General features: G+C 72.7%; 11 protein-coding genes and 2 pseudogenes. 6 read left to right on the top strand and 7 right to left on the bottom strand.

Translation table 11 applies throughout. The annotated features are described in order from the left end of the window. Positions 1-13 precede the first annotated feature (13 nt). Entirely contained in the window at positions 14-1,147 is a 1,134-nt protein-coding gene (locus ACWD11_RS20040; RefSeq protein ID WP_389417979.1) for a methyltransferase, read from the top strand. Here the strand turns inward: ACWD11_RS20040 and ACWD11_RS20045 are convergent. Beyond that, positions 1,137-1,997, bottom strand: coding sequence for a class II fructose-bisphosphate aldolase (locus ACWD11_RS20045; RefSeq protein ID WP_451284464.1), 861 nt, complete (start codon positions 1,995-1,997; stop codon positions 1,137-1,139). The two genes, ACWD11_RS20040 and ACWD11_RS20045, sit on opposite strands and share 11 nt — an antisense overlap. A gap of 39 nt (positions 1,998-2,036) precedes the next feature. Beyond that, positions 2,037-2,918, bottom strand: a complete 882-nt coding sequence (locus tag ACWD11_RS20050) for an SIS domain-containing protein (protein ID WP_451284466.1) — start codon at positions 2,916-2,918, stop codon at positions 2,037-2,039. A 122-nt stretch (positions 2,919-3,040) separates the two neighbouring features. Here ACWD11_RS20050 and ACWD11_RS20055 point away from each other — a divergent pair, with 122 nt between their 5' ends. Beyond that, the gene (locus ACWD11_RS20055) at positions 3,041-3,820 is read left to right on the top strand and encodes a DeoR/GlpR family DNA-binding transcription regulator (protein ID WP_451284468.1); all 780 of its coding nucleotides are present in this window, start codon (positions 3,041-3,043) and stop codon (positions 3,818-3,820) included. Positions 3,821-3,897: 77 nt separating this feature from the next. Further along, complete coding sequence (locus ACWD11_RS20060) at positions 3,898-5,739, top strand: glycoside hydrolase family 15 protein (protein ID WP_451284470.1); 1,842 nt, start codon at positions 3,898-3,900, stop codon at positions 5,737-5,739. 2 nt (positions 5,740-5,741) lie between these two features. Here the strand turns inward: ACWD11_RS20060 and ACWD11_RS20065 are convergent, their stop codons facing one another. Continuing rightward, on the bottom strand, positions 5,742-6,695 hold the full coding sequence (locus tag ACWD11_RS20065; protein WP_451284472.1) for a hypothetical protein: 954 nt from the start codon (positions 6,693-6,695) through the stop codon (positions 5,742-5,744). 167 nt (positions 6,696-6,862) lie between these two features. Here ACWD11_RS20065 and ACWD11_RS20070 point away from each other — a divergent pair. Then, positions 6,863-7,083 (top strand): annotated as a pseudogene (locus ACWD11_RS20070) (heavy-metal-associated domain-containing protein). 29 nt (positions 7,084-7,112) lie between these two features. Then, entirely contained in the window at positions 7,113-9,338 is a 2,226-nt protein-coding gene (locus ACWD11_RS20075) for a heavy metal translocating P-type ATPase (RefSeq protein ID WP_451284474.1), read from the top strand. Between the two features lie 577 nt (positions 9,339-9,915). On the opposite strand, the gene ACWD11_RS20080 is transcribed toward ACWD11_RS20075, so the two are convergent. Further along, complete coding sequence (locus ACWD11_RS20080) at positions 9,916-10,941, bottom strand: saccharopine dehydrogenase (protein WP_451284476.1); 1,026 nt, start codon at positions 10,939-10,941, stop codon at positions 9,916-9,918. A 140-nt stretch (positions 10,942-11,081) separates the two neighbouring features. Between ACWD11_RS20080 and ACWD11_RS20085 the strand changes: the two genes are divergently transcribed. Next, positions 11,082-12,131 carry a glycerophosphodiester phosphodiesterase family protein gene (locus ACWD11_RS20085; RefSeq protein ID WP_451284478.1) on the top strand — a complete coding sequence of 350 codons (1,050 nt, stop codon included), beginning with the start codon at positions 11,082-11,084 and terminating at the stop codon, positions 12,129-12,131. A gap of 42 nt (positions 12,132-12,173) precedes the next feature. On the opposite strand, the pseudogene ACWD11_RS20090 reads toward ACWD11_RS20085, so the two are convergent. The 3 genes and pseudogenes from ACWD11_RS20090 to ACWD11_RS20100 form a co-directional block, all read right to left on the bottom strand. Next, positions 12,174-12,910, bottom strand: a pseudogene (locus ACWD11_RS20090) (cupin). After that, complete coding sequence (locus ACWD11_RS20095; protein ID WP_451284479.1) at positions 12,904-13,815, bottom strand: DUF6807 domain-containing protein; 912 nt, start codon at positions 13,813-13,815, stop codon at positions 12,904-12,906. The pseudogene ACWD11_RS20090 and the gene ACWD11_RS20095 overlap by 7 nt, the downstream one beginning before the upstream one ends. Next, positions 13,812-14,927: a Gfo/Idh/MocA family protein gene (locus ACWD11_RS20100; protein WP_451284627.1), complete on the bottom strand. Its 1,116-nt coding sequence runs from the start codon at positions 14,925-14,927 to the stop codon at positions 13,812-13,814. The genes ACWD11_RS20095 and ACWD11_RS20100 overlap by 4 nt, the downstream gene beginning before the upstream one ends. Positions 14,928-14,983 lie beyond the last annotated feature (56 nt).

The raw sequence follows: 14,983 nt of genomic DNA on the forward strand, positions 1-14,983 counted from the left end.
GATGGACGACTGTATGAAGACGCCGTGGGGCGAGACCCTGCTGTCCCGCTTCCCGGAGGACCCGCGCGACCGGCTGCGCGCCTGGGACGCCTCCGACGAGTACCTCCTGCGGCATCTCGCGGACCGGGAGATGCCGCTGTCCGGGACGGTCGTGGTGGTCGGTGACCGCTGGGGCGCGCTGGTCACGGCGCTGGCGCCGCACCGGCCGACGCAGATCACCGATTCCCACCTCGCCCAGGAGGCGACCCGGGCGAACCTGGCGCGGGCCGGGGTCGAGCCCGGTGCCGTGCGGCTGCTCACCACGCAGGACCCGCCGCCGGAGCGGATCGACGTGCTGCTGGTGCGGGTCCCGAAGAGCCTGGCGCTGCTGGAGGACCAGCTGCTCAGGCTGGCGCCCGCCGTGCACGCGGACACGGTCGTGGTCGGCACCGGCATGGTGAAGGAGATCCACACCTCGACGCTGAAACTGTTCGAGCGGATCCTCGGCCCGACCCGGACCTCCCTCGCCGAGAAGAAGGCGCGGCTGATCTTCTGCACGCCGGACCCGGCGCTGAAGCGGGGCGCGACCCCGTGGCCGTACAGCTATGAGCTGCCCGACGGCGTCGGCGCGGTCTCCGGTCGTACGGTCGTCAACCACGCGGGTGTCTTCTGCGCGGACCGGCTCGACATCGGCACCCGGTTCTTCCTGGCGCATCTGCCGGACAGCCGGGGCAGCCTGCGGGTGGTGGACCTCGGCTGCGGCAACGGCGTCGTCGGTACGGCGGTGGCGCTGGGCAACCCCGAGGCCGAGGTGCTGTTCGTGGACGAGTCCTTCCAGGCGGTCGCGTCGGCGGAGGCGACGTACCGGGCGAACGGGGTGCCGGGGCACGCCGAGTTCCGGGTGGGCGACGGTCTGGCCGGGGTGCCGGCCGGAAGTGTCGACCTGGTGCTGAACAACCCGCCCTTCCACTCGCACCAGACGACCACCGACGCGACGGCGTGGCGGATGTTCACCGGGGCGCAGCGCGCGCTGCGGCCGGGCGGCGAGCTCTGGGTCGTCGGCAACCGCCATCTGGGCTATCACGCCAAGCTGCGCCGCCTGTTCGGGAACTGCCAACTGGTCTCCGGTGACCCGAAGTTCGTGGTGCTGAAGGCGGTCAGGCGATAGCGCCTGCCAGGGTGCGGACGATCCCGGTCACGGCCCGCGCCATCGCCTCCCTCCCGGCGCTCAGGTAGGTGCGCGAGTCGACCGCCTCGGGGTGCGCCGCGAGGTGGGTGCGGATGGCGCCGGTCATGGCGATGTTGAGGGCGGTGCCGATGTTGACCTTGGCGATGCCTCCGGTCACCGCCGCGGTGAGTTCGGCGTCCGGCAGGCCGGAGGAGCCGTGCAGGACGAGGGGGACGTCCACGGTGGCGGCGAGCCGCTCGAGGCGGTCGTGGTCGAGGGTGGCCGTGCGGGTCGTCATGGCGTGGGTGCTGCCGATGGCGACGGCGAGCGCGTCCACTCCCGAGTCGGCGACGAAGGCGCGGGCCTGGGCGGGGTCGGTGCGGGCGCCGGGGGCGTGGGCGTCGAGGGCGGGCTGTCCCTGCTTGCCGCCGACCTGGCCCAACTCGGCCTCGATCCAGAGCCCTTGGGCGTGCGCCCAGTCGGCGGCGGCCCGGGTCGCGGTGAGGTTCTGGGCGTAGGGCAGCCGGGCCGCGTCGTACATCACGGAGCTGAAGCCGGCGCCGGGTGCCTGGCGCAGCAGGTCGTCGCTCTGGACGTGGTCGAGGTGCAGCGCGACGGGGACGGCGGCGCGTTCGGCGGCGGCGACGGCGGCCCGGGCGAGCGGGAGCAGCCGGCCGTAGCGGAACTTGACGGCGTTCTCGCTGACTTGGAGGACGACGGGGGCCTGCGCGGCCTCGGCTCCGGCGATGACGGCCTCGATGTGCTCCAGGGTGATGATGTTGAAGGCGGCGACGGCGGAGCGCTGTTGTGCGGCCCGGGTGACGAGCTCGCCGGTGGTGACGAGGGGCACGGCTGGGTCCTTCCGTGGACGTCGGGGAGGTCGGCGGCGTCAGGGGGCGAGGATCACCGAGCGGGTGAGGTGGCGCGGGCGGTCCGGGTCGAGGCCGTGGGCCCGGGCGACGGCGACCGCGAGGCGCTGGGCGCGGATCAGGTCGGCGAGCGGGTCGAGGCCGGCGGTCACCCAGGCGGCGCCGGTGGCGCGGACCTGTGCTTCGAGGCCCTCGGGCGGCTCGCCGAGCATCCAGGTCGCGGTGCCGTCCGCGGAGATGCTGATCGGGCCGTGCCGGTACTCCATCGCCGGGTAGGACTCGGTCCACGCCTGGGCTGCCTCGCGCATCTTCAGTGCGGCCTCGTGGGCGAGCCCGACGGTCCAGCCGCGGCCGAGGAAGGTGAACTGCGCGCTGTCGACGAGCCCTTCGGGCAGCGGGGCGGCCAGCGCGGCGCGGGCGTCGGCGACGACAGCGTCGGTGTGCAGGCCCAGGTGGGCGCGGAGCAGGGTGAGCGCGGTGGTCGCGAAGCGGGTCTGCACGACGGAGCGTTCGTCGGCGTAGTCGAGGACGACGACGTCGTCGGCGGCCGTCATGACGGGGGTGTGCGGGTCGGCGGTGATCGCGGTGGTGCGGGTGCGGCCCCGCACCTGGCCGAGCAGGTCCAGCACTTCGGTGGTGGTGCCGGAGCGGGTGAGGGCGACGATCCGGTCGTAGGTACGTCCGCGCGGGAACTCCGAGGCGGCGAAGGCGTCCGTCTCCCCCTGGCCCGCGCCCTCGCGCAGGGCTGCGGCCGACTGCGCCATGAAGTACGAGGTGCCGCAGCCGACGATCGCGACCCGTTCCCCCGGCGCGGGCAGCGCCCCGCCCTCCGTGGTCGCCTGCGTCGCGGCCCGGGCCCAGCATTCGGGCTGGCCGGCCAGCTCCTCCTCGACGTGGGTCATGCCCACCCCTCCCCTGGTGTGATTTTTCCTGCAAGATATAGCCAGCTTTCGAGCAGAATCAAGCATTCCGGTGAAGTGGGGGTGCGTTAGGGTCGCCGGGAGATCGAGGAACGGAGGTGCGGATGTCGCGCGACGCCCGCTGGAAGTCACTGCTGGAACTGCTCGTCGAGCGCGGCCGTCTCGACGTGGAGGAGGCCGCCGCCGAGCTGGCGGTCTCGGCCGCCACGATCCGCCGCGACTTCGATCAGCTGGCCGAGCAGCAGATGCTGGTGCGCACCCGCGGCGGCGCCGTCGTCCACGGTGTCTCCTACGAGCTGCCCCTGCGCTACAAGACCGCCCGGCACGCCTCGGAGAAGGAGCGCATCGCCAAGGCGGTGGCCGCACTGGTCGCCCCCGGTGAGGCGGTGGGCCTGACCGGCGGCACGACGACGACCGAGGTGGCCCGCGCGCTGGCCGTGCGCGGCGACCTGGCCACCGGCTCCCCGGCGCTGACCGTGGTCACCAATGCCCTGAACATCGCCAACGAGCTTGCCGTACGGCCCCAGTTCAAGATCGTCGTGACCGGCGGGGTCGCGCGTCCGCAGTCGTACGAACTCATCGGGCCGCTCGCGGACGGGGTGCTCGGGCAGATCACCCTCGATGTGGCGGTGCTCGGTGTCGTCGCCTTCGACGTGGCGCACGGGGCGGCGGCCAACGACGAGGCGGAGGCCGCGATCAACCGGCTGCTGTGCGAGCGGGCGGGACGGGTGGTCGTCGCCGCCGACTCCAGCAAGCTGGGCCGCCGCGCGTTCGCCCGGATCTGCGCGCCCGACGCGGTGGACACCCTCGTCACCGACACGGCGGCCGGCGCCGACACGGTCCGGCGGTTCACGGAGGCGGGTATCGAGGTCGTCACGGTCTGACGCCGTTACGCGCCCACGGGGTACCCCTTTCCGCCTAGGCTGGTGACGTGGCGGTGTCGGGGGCCAGGGAGGCTGCGATGAGCGGAACAGCACCGAGCGACCAGGACGACGCCCCCGGGGCTTCGCGTTATCTGCCGATCGCCGAGCACGGCCTGATCGGCGATCTGCGCAGCGTGGCCCTGGTGGGGACCGACGGCACGATCGACTGGTACTGCTGCCCGGCGTTCGACGCGCCGAGCGTCTTCGCCGCCATCCTCGACGCCGAGCGCGGCGGGTCCTTCGAGCTGGCGGCGGCCGTACCGGCGCAGACCAAGCAGTTCTACTTCCCGGACACCAACGTCCTGATCACGCGCTTCTTCACCGAGGACGGCGTCGGTGAGGTGCAGGACTTCATGCCGGTCGACGGCGACGCGGTGGAGACCGAGCGGCACCGGCTGATCCGGCGCGTGCTGTGCGTGCGCGGCACCATCCCGTTCCGCACCCGGGTGGCCCCCCGCTTCGACTACGGCACTCAGCCGCACACCGTCCGGATGGCCGGCGACGTGGCGGTCTTCGAGTCCCCCAAGCTGTCGCTCGGCCTGACCGCCACGGTGCCGCTGGAGCCCGACGGCCTCGATGTGCGGGCCGACTTCAAGCTCTCCGAGGGCGAGTCGGCGGTGTTCGCGCTCGACCAGGTCGGCGGCGAGGTGCCGCCGCGCAGGTGTGCCCGGACCGAGGCGGAGGAGCAGTTCAGCACCACCGTCGCGTACTGGCGGCACTGGCTGTCCGCCTCCAAGTACCGGGGCCGCTGGCGGGAGATGGTGCACCGCTCGGCGCTCACCCTCAAGCTGCTCACCTACGCGCCCACCGGAGCGATCGTCGCCGCGCCGACGACCAGCCTGCCCGAGCAGATCGGCGGCGAACGCAACTGGGACTACCGCTATGTGTGGGTGCGCGACGCCGCCTTCTGCGTGTACGCGCTGCTGCGTCTCGGCTTCACCGGCGAGGCCGAGGCGTTCATGAACTTCGTGACCCGGCACGTCAGTCCGGGCGACGGCAAGCCCTCGGGCCCGTTGCAGATCATGTACGGCGTCGACGGCCGCACCGATCTCACCGAGCGGGAGCTCGGCCATCTGGAGGGCCACCGCAGGTCCGCGCCGGTCCGCATCGGCAACGCCGCCGCCGAACAGCTCCAACTCGACATCTACGGCGCCCTGATCGACTCGATCTACCTCTACGACAAGTGGGCCAAGCCGATCTCCAGCGACCAGTGGGACGACGTGTGCGCGCTGGTGGACTGGGTGTGCGAGCACTGGGACCAGCCGGACGAGGGGATCTGGGAGACCCGGGGCGGGCGCAAGAAGTTCCTGTATTCGCGGCTGATGTGCTGGGTGGCGATCGAGCGGGCGATCCGGATGGCCAACCGGCGCGGGCTGCCCGCCGACATCGTCCACTGGCGCAACTGCCGGGACACCATCTACCGCCGCATCATGAGCAAGGGCTGGTCGGAGACGCGCCAGGCCTTCGTCCAGCACGAGGACGACGACGTGCTGGACGCGGCCGTCCTGATGATGCCGCTGACGAAGTTCATCGCGCCGACCGACCCGAAGTGGCTGTCCACCCTGGACGCCCTGACCCAGGATCTGGTCTCCGACTCCCTGGTCTACCGCTACGACCCGGTGGCCAGCCCCGACGGACTGCGCGGCGACGAGGGCACGTTCTCGATCTGCTCCTTCTGGTACGTCGAGGCCATGGTGCACGCCGGCCGCGTCGACGAGGCCCGGCTGGCGTTCGAGAAGATGCTCACCTACGCCAACCATCTGGGCCTGTACGCCGAGGAGATCAGCCACACCGGGGAGCAACAGGGCAACTTCCCGCAGGCGTTCACCCACCTGGCGCTGATCAGCGCGGCCTTCAACCTCGACCGGGCGCTCGGCTGAGGTCAGTGGCCGTGGCCGGGGGCCTCCTCGTGCGAGGCGGTCCCCTCCGGTGACGGGGCCGGCGCCGCTCCGGTGCGCACGGTGAACGCTGCGGTGCGGACCTTGCCGTCGTGCTTGAAGTCGAGGAAGAGGCGGTAGGTGCCGCTGCTCGGCGCGGTCGCGCTGAAGGAGACGCCGGGGCCGGGCTTCGTCCTGCCGTCGCCGGGTTCGCCGTTCGGGTGGACGTGCAGGTAGGCGAGGTCACCGGAGCGCAGGGCGACCAGGTGGCCGTAGGCGCCGAGGTAGGGCTGGAGGTCGGTGACGGGCTTGCCGTCGCGTGACACGCTCAGCTTCAGCTCGCTCGCCGCGCCGGGGCGCAGGGTGCCGTCCAGGCGGACCTGGTAGCCGTCGACCTCGGCGGTGGCCTTCGGGGCCGGGAGGTGCTGGGGCCGGTACGGGCCGGAGGCGGCGAGGTCGGCGCCGAGGGTCAGGTTCGCGGCGCCCTTCTTCGCCGGGGTGAAGTCGGCGAAGACGCGGTAGCCGCCCGCGCGGGGCAGGTCGACGGGGGTGCTCCAGGTACCGTCGGCGGCGCGGGTCGGGTGCAGGTGGCGGTAGGTGACGAGGTCGCGCGAGGCGACGATGAGATGGAGTTCCTTGTCGTGCTCGCGCTGGTAGGCGGTCACCGCGCGGCCGCTGTCGTCCCGGATGACGAAGCGCAGGTCGGTGCGGGTGCCGGCGGCGAGGGCCGGGGTCTTCAGGTCGAGGGTGTAGCCGCCCTCGGAGATCTGGAGCCCGCCGGGCGCCGCCTGGTGACCGCCGCCCTTCTCCGGGCTCGGTGAGGCCCCGCTGTGGCTCTCGTGGCGCGCGGGCGCGGGGTCCTCCCCGACCGGTCCTACGCCCTTGCCCACGCCGTAGGCGGTGCCGAAGGTGGCGGCCAGGCCGGCGGCGAAGGCGGTGATCTTCAGTCCGGCATTCATGACGATCTCCTTGGTCTCACGGTCTCTATGCCGCCCACCATACCCCCAGGGGGTATGAAGTCAACCCTGGATCCCACTTGCTTTCGATACCCCCCATGGGTATACATGGATCCACCGGACGTGATACCCCCACCGGGTATATCGACAGTCTATCCAGGAGGCACCTCATGACCACGCAGACGATCACCACCTACGCCGTCGCCGGGATGTCCTGCGGCCACTGCAAGGCCACGCTCACCAAGGTCATCGGCGAGCTGGACGGCGTCACCGGGTGGAGGTCGACCTCGACCGGGGCCAGGTCACCGTCAGCAGCAACGCCGAACCGGACGACACGCTGATCGCCGAGGTCGTCGACGACGCCGGATACGAGCTCACCGGCCGAGCCTGACCCCCGCACGCCCACACGAGGAGCAGACAATGACCACCACCATCGACACGGAACTCACCATCGGCGGCATGACCTGCGCCTCGTGTGCGGCGCGCATCGAGAAGAAGCTGAACCGCATGGACGGCGTCACCGCCACCGTCAACTACGCCACCGAGAAGGCGAAGGTCTCCTACGGCGGTGACGTCTCCGTCGACGATCTGATCGCGACCGTCGAGGCCACCGGGTACACCGCCCAACTCCCTGTCCCGGAGCCTGAACAGGCACCCGAGCGGGACGAGCTGCAGCCACTGCGGGAACGGTTGATCACCGCCGTCGTCCTGGCCGTACCGGTCGTCGCGATGGCCATGATTCCGGCCCTGCAGTTCGAGTACTGGCAGTGGCTGTCCCTCACCCTGGCGGCGCCCGTCGTGACCTACGCCGCCTGGCCGTTCCACAAGGCCGCGTTCACCAACGCGCGGCACGGCGCGGCCACCATGGACACGCTGATCTCGGTCGGCACCTCGGCCGCCTTCCTGTGGTCGCTGTGGGCGCTGTTCCTCGGCACGGCCGGCGAGCCGGGGATGACGCACCCCTTCGAGCTGACCATCTCCCGCAGCGACGGCTCTGGGAACATCTATCTGGAAGCGGCCGCCGGAGTCACCGCGTTCATCCTGGCCGGGCGGTACTTCGAGGCGCGCTCCAAGCGCAAGGCGGGCGCGGCCCTGAAGGCGCTGCTGGAGCTGGGCGCCAAGGACGTCACCGTGCTGCGTGACGGGGGCGAACAGAGCATGGCGATCGGCGAGTTGAAGGTCGGCGACCGGTTCGTCGTACGGCCGGGCGAGAAGATCGCCACGGACGGTGTGGTCGTCGAGGGCTCGTCCGCCGTCGACGCCTCGATGCTCACCGGTGAGTCGGTGCCGGTCGAGGTCGGCGCGGGCGACTTCGTCACCGGGGCCACGATCAACGCGGGCGGGCGCCTGGTCGTCGAGGCCACCCGGGTCGGCGCCGACACCCAACTGGCCCGGATGGCGCGGCTGGTGGAGGACGCGCAGAACGGCAAGGCAGCGGCGCAGCGGCTCGCCGACCGGATCTCCGCCGTCTTCGTGCCGATCGTGATCGCCCTCGCGCTGGGCACGCTGGGCTTCTGGCTGGGCAGCGGTGCCGGGGTGACCGCCGCCTTCACCGCGGCCGTCGCCGTCCTGATCATCGCCTGCCCCTGCGCCCTGGGGCTCGCCACGCCCACCGCGCTGATGGTCGGCACCGGGCGGGGTGCCCAACTCGGCATCCTGATCAAGGGCCCCGAGGTGCTGGAGTCCACCCGCAAGGTCGACACCGTCGTCCTCGACAAGACCGGCACCGTCACCACCGGCCGGATGACCCTGCTCGCTGTGCACACGGCCGACGGCACCGACGAGGCCGAAGTCCTGCGGCTGGCGGGCGCGTTGGAGCACGCCTCCGAGCACCCGATCGCCCGTGCCGTCGCGGACGGCGCCCTGGAGAAGCTGGGTGCGCTGCCCGTGCCGGAGGACTTCGCGAACGTGCCCGGGCTGGGTGTGCAGGGCATCGTCGACGGCCACGCGGTCCTGGTGGGCCGGGAGCGGCTCCTCGCGGAGTGGGCCATGGAACTGCCGCCGGCGCTGGCGCGGGCCAAGTCCGAGGCCGAGGCGGGCGGCCGTACCGCCATCGCCGTGGCCTGGGACGGCCGGGCGCGGGCCGTGCTGGAGGTCGCCGACGCCGTGAAGGAGACCAGCGCGGAGGCGATCAGCAGGCTGCGGGCGCTCGGTCTGACGCCGATGCTGCTCACCGGGGACAACCGGGCCGTGGCCGAGTCCGTGGCCCGGCAGGTGGGGATCGCGCCGGAGCATGTCATCTCCGAGGTGCTGCCGCAGGACAAGGTCGATGTCGTCAAGCGGCTGCAGGGCGAGGGGCGTTCGGTGGCGATGGTCGGCGACGGCGTCAACGACGCGGCCGCGCTGGCCCAGGCCGACCTCGGCCTGGCGATGGGCACGGGGACGGACGCGGCGATCGAGGCCGGTGATCTGACCCTGGTCCGCGGAGACCTGCGGGCCGCGGCGGACGCCATCCGGCTGGCCCGCCGGACCCTCGGCACGATCCGCTCCAACCTGTTCTGGGCCTTCGCCTACAACGTGGCCGCGCTGCCGCTCGCCGCGGCCGGCCTGCTCAACCCGATGCTCGCCGGAGCGGCCATGGCCTTCTCCTCGGTCTTCGTGGTCGGCAACTCCCTGCGGCTGCGGTCCTTCAGGGCCACCGCCTGACCCGGGCCCGGCGCCCGGCCGCTCCGCCCGGCGGCCGGGCACCTGCCCGTTTCCGGGTGACCGGGGTGGCGGTCACCGGCGGGCGGTGCGGCGACTTGAGCGCAGACACAGGAGGCCCGCGACGTCTTGGGCGTCCTTGACGCGGCGGCTGGGCCCGCTGGACGGGGCTGTGAAGTCGTGTTCGCGGGGCGCGAGCAGAGCCCGGTGACCGGGCTGGCGGCAGGCGCCAGGCGGTCCGGCACAGTGAGCGACTGCCCGCGCTGACCGGTCTGCCCGCCGGGGCGCGCAGATCCGGCGCCGAGTGGGGCGCGAGGCCGCAGCCTCCGGCCGCGGCACCACCACGCCGGTCAACCGGACCTGCCCGGCCCTGGCGGAACACGGCTCACAGCCGGGCCCGCCGCAATACCACCCCACCCCCAGCCAGCCAGTCCCTCGTCGTGCCACACCGTCCGCCCACAGCCACCACGCCAAGTCACCCGGACCTGCCCGCCCCCGGTGGAACACGGCACGCAGCCCCACCCGCCGCGGCACCCCCACTCGGGTCACCCGCCTCAGCTCGCGCCCCGCGCACGCCGCTTCACCGCAAGCCCCGCCGCCACACCACCACCCCGTCCCCGGCCAGCCGTTCGGGGAGGTCGGTCAGGGTGGGTAGTTGCTCGATGTGCCGTACGCCGGTCGGCAGTCGGTCGGTCAGCAGCTCGCGGGTCACCTCGGCGGTGACCAGGGCCGTCACCCGGCTCTGCTCGTGGCCGGTGAGGGCGAACGCGGCGTGCCGGTCGCCCCGGTGGGCGTCCGCTCGCAGCGCGAACGCGTCTCCGCCGAGGTGTACGCGGCGGAAGACGCCGGTCAGCGCGCGCCGCACCGGTGCCCGCCGCTCGCCGCGCAGCACTCCCGTCCGGCGCAGCGCGAAGAGCGCGGTGGTCTGGGCGCGGGAGTCCAGGCACAGCCGCGTCGTCACCTCCGGCACGCCGAGCGTGCGGCGCAGGGTGTACTGGTCGGAGAACGGGAACGGATACGCGCTGTGGGTGCCGTGTCCCGGCAGAGAGACCTTCTGCGGCCCGGCCGTCACCGGCTCGGCCAGACCGTCGACGGTCCAGCGCACCGCGTCGGTGCCGTGGCGCTCGCCGGAGCCCAGCAGCACCGTCAGATCGAGCCGCTCCGCGCCGCCGACCGCCTGGTGGGCGCGGTGGGCGAGCAGGTTGGTCAGACCGGGCGCCACACCGACGCTCAGCACGGCCGTGGCCCCGGACGCGGCGGCGAGACCGTCACAGTCGGCGACGGCGTCGAGCAGGTCCCGGGAAGCGCCCACGTCCACCAGATGGATGCCCCGGTCCAGGCAGACCCGGGCGAGCGAGGCGTCCTCGGGTTCGACGCAGAGCACCACCGCACGCACGTCACCGAGTTTGTCCAGCGCCCGCCGGAACCCCGTCAGGTCCCCGACGTCGACCGCCACGCCTCCCAACCGGCGGGCCCGGACCTCGTCCCGCCCGGCCGGAACCACCCGCCCGGGGAACCACTCCGCCAGCCGGGAGGTGACCGCGGCGCCGACGGCTCCGTAGCCTCCGATGACGAGAACCCGCCCATACGCATCGCCCGTAGTCATGGACCTCAACGTAAGGCACGCTGGGTGCGCGGTGAGGCGTTCGCTCAGCGTTCACGGCTCCCTCACCCCGGGGCAGTCGAGCGCGTCCGCCCCCGCACTAGCGTCTTCTGGTCGCCCGAACCCACACGATCGAGGTTGCCATGTCCGCACGACACGTCCTCGCCGGCCTGGCGCTGTTGCCGGTGTTCACCGTCCCGGCTGCGGCGCACGAGCCCGACGCCCGGCACCGGCCGTCCTTCGACCTCCAGGCCCACCGCGGCGGCCTCGGCATGACCACCGAGTCGTCGCTGGAGGGCTTCGCCAAGGCCCTGCGGCTGGGCGTGTCCACGCTGGAGCTGGACACCCAGGTCACCAAGGACGAGAAGGTAGTCGTCACCCACGACCGCCAGGTCAGCGCCACCAAGTGCCGGGACACCGCGCCCCTGGTGCCGGGCGACCCGATGTACCCGTACGTCGGCAAGTACATCAAGGATCTGACGCTCGCTCAGATCCGGACGATGGACTGCGGCTACCAGCAGCTGCCCGGCCACCCCGAGCAGGAGCGGATCGCCGGTCTGCGGATGATCGAGCTGAAGGACGTCCTGAACCTGGTCAAGCGCTCCAAGGCCCGGCAGGTCACCCTCAACATCGAGACGAAGGTGGAGGCGGGCGCCCCCGAACAGACCGCGCCCCGCGAGCTGTTCGTCCGCCGCGTCCACGAGGAGATCCGCCGCTCCGGCATCGAGCGGCAGGTCACCATCCAGTCCTTCGACTGGGGTGCGCTGAAGGCGATGCACAAGCTGGCGCCCAAGTGGCCGCTGGTGGCGCTCACCAACTACGACTTCCTCCAGGTCGGCAAGGAAGGCGCCTCCCCGTGGCTCGGCGGGATCGACGCCGACGACTACGACGGCGACTTCGTGAAGGCCGCCGACACCCTCCCCGGGGTCACCACCCTCTCCCCCAACTACGGCTTCCCGCAGAGCGGCAAGGTCGGCGACCCCGGCTTCCGTTTCTACGCCGACGCGGCGATGGTCGAGGCGGCGCACGCCCGGGGCCTGAAGGTCGTCCCGTGGACCTGCGACGACCCGGCCACGGTGGAGGCGCTGATGGACGCCGGGGTGGACGGCATCATCACCAACTACCCCGACCGGGTACGGGAGATCATGGCTGAGCGGGGCATGCGCCTGCCGAGGGCGTATCAGCCGCGCTGACACCGGCGTCCCCGGAAGCAGAAGGGGGCCCCCGACGCGCCCTTACGGCAGCGTCGCCCCCGGCAGCGTGTACTCGTCCCGCCTCCCGCACATCCCGAACCCGCCGAGCCGCGTCGGTGAAGCCTGGTGTGCCGTCGCCTCGTTCAGGTACGCCGGTTCCCCCGCGGCGAGGGCGTCGAGCTGGGCGCCGGTGCGTTCCGCCGCGGCACGTGCCCCCGCCTGCCACAGCTCGCGCCAGGCCGTCACCTTGTCGCGCACCAGCCGGGCGGCGGCGTGCTGGAAGGCCAGATACGGGCCGTCGTCGCCCGCGACAAGGGCCTCGCGCAGGACGAGGTAGCCCTCGACGGCGAGGTCCCTGCGGCGCCGGGCGGCCTCGGCCGTGCCGACTCCCGTACCGGGCGGGAGCGTTGCCGCCGCCGCGTACCGCTCGGGGTCGGCGAGCACGTCGGGCGGGAAGGTGAACACCGCGTCCCCGGCCTCGGGCAGCCCGCTGTTCTGCATCAGCACGGTGACCCGCAGGTCCCCGCCCTGCACCATGCGGTGGACGGTGCCGGGTGTGAACCAGGCGAGGGTGCCGGGCTCCAGCGGGATGTCCCGGTAGCCGTCGGGGCTCAGGGTCTGCACGGCACCCCGGCCGCCGGTGACGACGTACGCCTCGGTGCACACCAGGTGCAGATGCGGGCTGCCGCCGCACACGCCGTCCGCCGACTCCCAGTCGTAGGCGGTGGGGACAGGCCGACGGCGCCGGGCAGCGGACGCGGCAGGGCGGGCCTCACCACGGCAGGCCCGCCAGATGCGCGGCCACGCGCTCGGCGTCCCAGGCGCCGTCGGCGATCAGCACCCGGTAGCGGTAGCGGAAGGACTCGCCCGGCGGCAGCGCGAACTCCTCGAAGAACGCCCAGGAGAACGCGACCGTGGGGAAGGGCTCGGAGCGCACGAACCAGTGGGACTCGTGGATCGCGTCGAGGTTCTCCGGCGCGTGCGCGAAGACGATCGTGGAGTGCGCGTCGACGTCGTCGTGCTCGGTGGTGAAGGCCAGCCAGGGGCCCTGGGAGCCCATCAGTTTCTCCGGGTCGGTGCCGGGAGCGAAGACCGTGCCACCGGTGAAGTCGCGCGGTCCCCGCCACTGGAGTCCGGTGTAGCCCGCCATCGCGCGCCCGGCGGTGGTGGGTGACCCGAACCGCAGGGGGGTGTCCCGCACGTTGGTGAGCCGGATCGACCAGTCCAGGGCCCAGGCCCCGGCCCCCTCGTCGACGGAGTGGACGGTGAGGCCGCGGGTCTCGCGCGCCCACTCCTCGCCGCCGTGGGCCAGCCAGGTCAGTTCCTCGGTGACGGCGAGAGCGTCGTCGGTCACCGTGCACCCGGGGAAGCCGTCGTGGCGCATCGAGCCGACCCGCTCGGGCAGGCGCAGATATCCCTCGCCGTGGACGTAGCTGTTGCCGCCCCAGAAGTTCTGCCCGGACAGGTGGCTCGCGGTCATCTGCAGGCCCTTGTGCCAGCGGTGGTCGCTGGGCCGGTACCCGGTGACCGTACGGCCGGACAGGGTGCGCAGCGGGTGGGCGTAGGGCTTGCGGGACTCGAAGGCCTCGGGGTCGGGGCGGTAGACGTAGCGGAGGATCTCCGTGCCGTTCGCCGCCGCGACCGCGAGGTGCTCGCCGTGCGTGTGGCTGACCCGGATGCTCATGCGCGCTCCTCGGGGGCCCAGTCGGGGTGGTCTCCGTGCATGGCCGCGTAGAAGGGATCGCCCGGCGTGATCTCCCCGGAGCGGACCGGCAGGCCGGTGAACGCCGACTTGTACAGCGCGGCGGCGAACTCCAGCGTGGCCCGCGCCTCGGGGCCGCTGCCGGGGGGCCGTACACCCGCGTCGTACGCGTCGAGGAGGCCGCCGAGCTGGGCGGTGTGGGAGCTGGGGACGTCGGTGGCGGGGGTGCGCCAGGCGTCGGCGCGGCCGGCGGCGACATGGGGGGCCGGGGTGTAGACCCAGTCCTCGTTGCGGTGACCGTACAGGTGGGTCAGTTCGACGGTGGCGTCCGCGCAGTCGACGCGGATGCGGCTCATCTCGTGCGGGGAGAGCACGCTGTTGACGACGGTGGCGAGGGCGCCGTTGGCGAAGCGGACCAGTGCGGTGGAGACGTCCTCGCTCTCGGTGTCGTGGACCAGCCGCGCCGCCATCGCGCGGATCTCGTCCCACTCGCCGAGCAGGTGCAGCAGCAGGTCGTACTGGTGGATGCCGTGGCCCATGGTCGGGCCGCCGCCCTCGCTCGCCCAACGGCCGCGCCAGGGCACCGCGTAGTACCGCGCGTCCCGGTGCCAGGTGGTCTGGCAGTGCGCGACCAGCGGGGCGCCCAGCTCACCCCCGGCGATCAGCTCGCGGGCGTGCGCGGCGCCGGAGCCGTAGCGGTGCTGGAAGATCACGGCGGCGTAGGCGCCGGAGGCCTCCTCGGCCGCCGCGATCTCGTCGTACTCGGCGAGGGACAGGGTCAGCGGCTTCTCGCACAGCACCCAGGCGCCGGCCTTGAGCGCGGCCACCGTCTGCTCCCGGTGCAGGGAGGGCGGGGTGCCGATGAGCACCAGGTCGGGGCGTTCGGCGTCCAGCATCGCGTCGATCGACGTGTATCCGGTGACCGCGTCGCCCGCCAGTTCCCGGAAGGCGGCGAGTCTGCCCGGGTCCACGTCGACGGCGGCGACCAGTTCCGTCCGGTCGGCGTGGGCGGCGAGGGCGGCCAGATGGCTGCCGCTGACGATGGCACCGGTGCCGACGACGGCGACGCGGCGGCGGACGGGGTTCCCGGACAACACGGACATGCGGCGCTCCTCGAACGGCCGACGGACTGCCAACAGAAAGCGCTTGC

It is taken from the genome of Streptomyces sp. NPDC002776 (assembly GCF_053592195.1).

What these genes read in the sequence shown, in the direction of transcription:
- ACWD11_RS20040 (WP_389417979.1), top strand. Translation starts at nt 14, where the DNA reads ATGAAGACGCCGTGGGGCGAGACCCTGCTGTCCCGCTTCCCGGAGGAC.
- ACWD11_RS20050 (WP_451284466.1), bottom strand. Translation starts at nt 2,918, where the DNA reads ATGACCCACGTCGAGGAGGAGCTGGCCGGCCAGCCCGAATGCTGGGCC.
- ACWD11_RS20055 (WP_451284468.1), top strand. Translation starts at nt 3,041, where the DNA reads ATGTCGCGCGACGCCCGCTGGAAGTCACTGCTGGAACTGCTCGTCGAG.
- ACWD11_RS20060 (WP_451284470.1), top strand. Translation starts at nt 3,898, where the DNA reads ATGAGCGGAACAGCACCGAGCGACCAGGACGACGCCCCCGGGGCTTCG.
- ACWD11_RS20065 (WP_451284472.1), bottom strand. Translation starts at nt 6,695, where the DNA reads ATGAATGCCGGACTGAAGATCACCGCCTTCGCCGCCGGCCTGGCCGCC.
- ACWD11_RS20075 (WP_451284474.1), top strand. Translation starts at nt 7,113, where the DNA reads ATGACCACCACCATCGACACGGAACTCACCATCGGCGGCATGACCTGC.
- ACWD11_RS20080 (WP_451284476.1), bottom strand. Translation starts at nt 10,941, where the DNA reads ATGACTACGGGCGATGCGTATGGGCGGGTTCTCGTCATCGGAGGCTAC.
- ACWD11_RS20085 (WP_451284478.1), top strand. Translation starts at nt 11,082, where the DNA reads ATGTCCGCACGACACGTCCTCGCCGGCCTGGCGCTGTTGCCGGTGTTC.
- ACWD11_RS20095 (WP_451284479.1), bottom strand. Translation starts at nt 13,815, where the DNA reads ATGAGCATCCGGGTCAGCCACACGCACGGCGAGCACCTCGCGGTCGCG.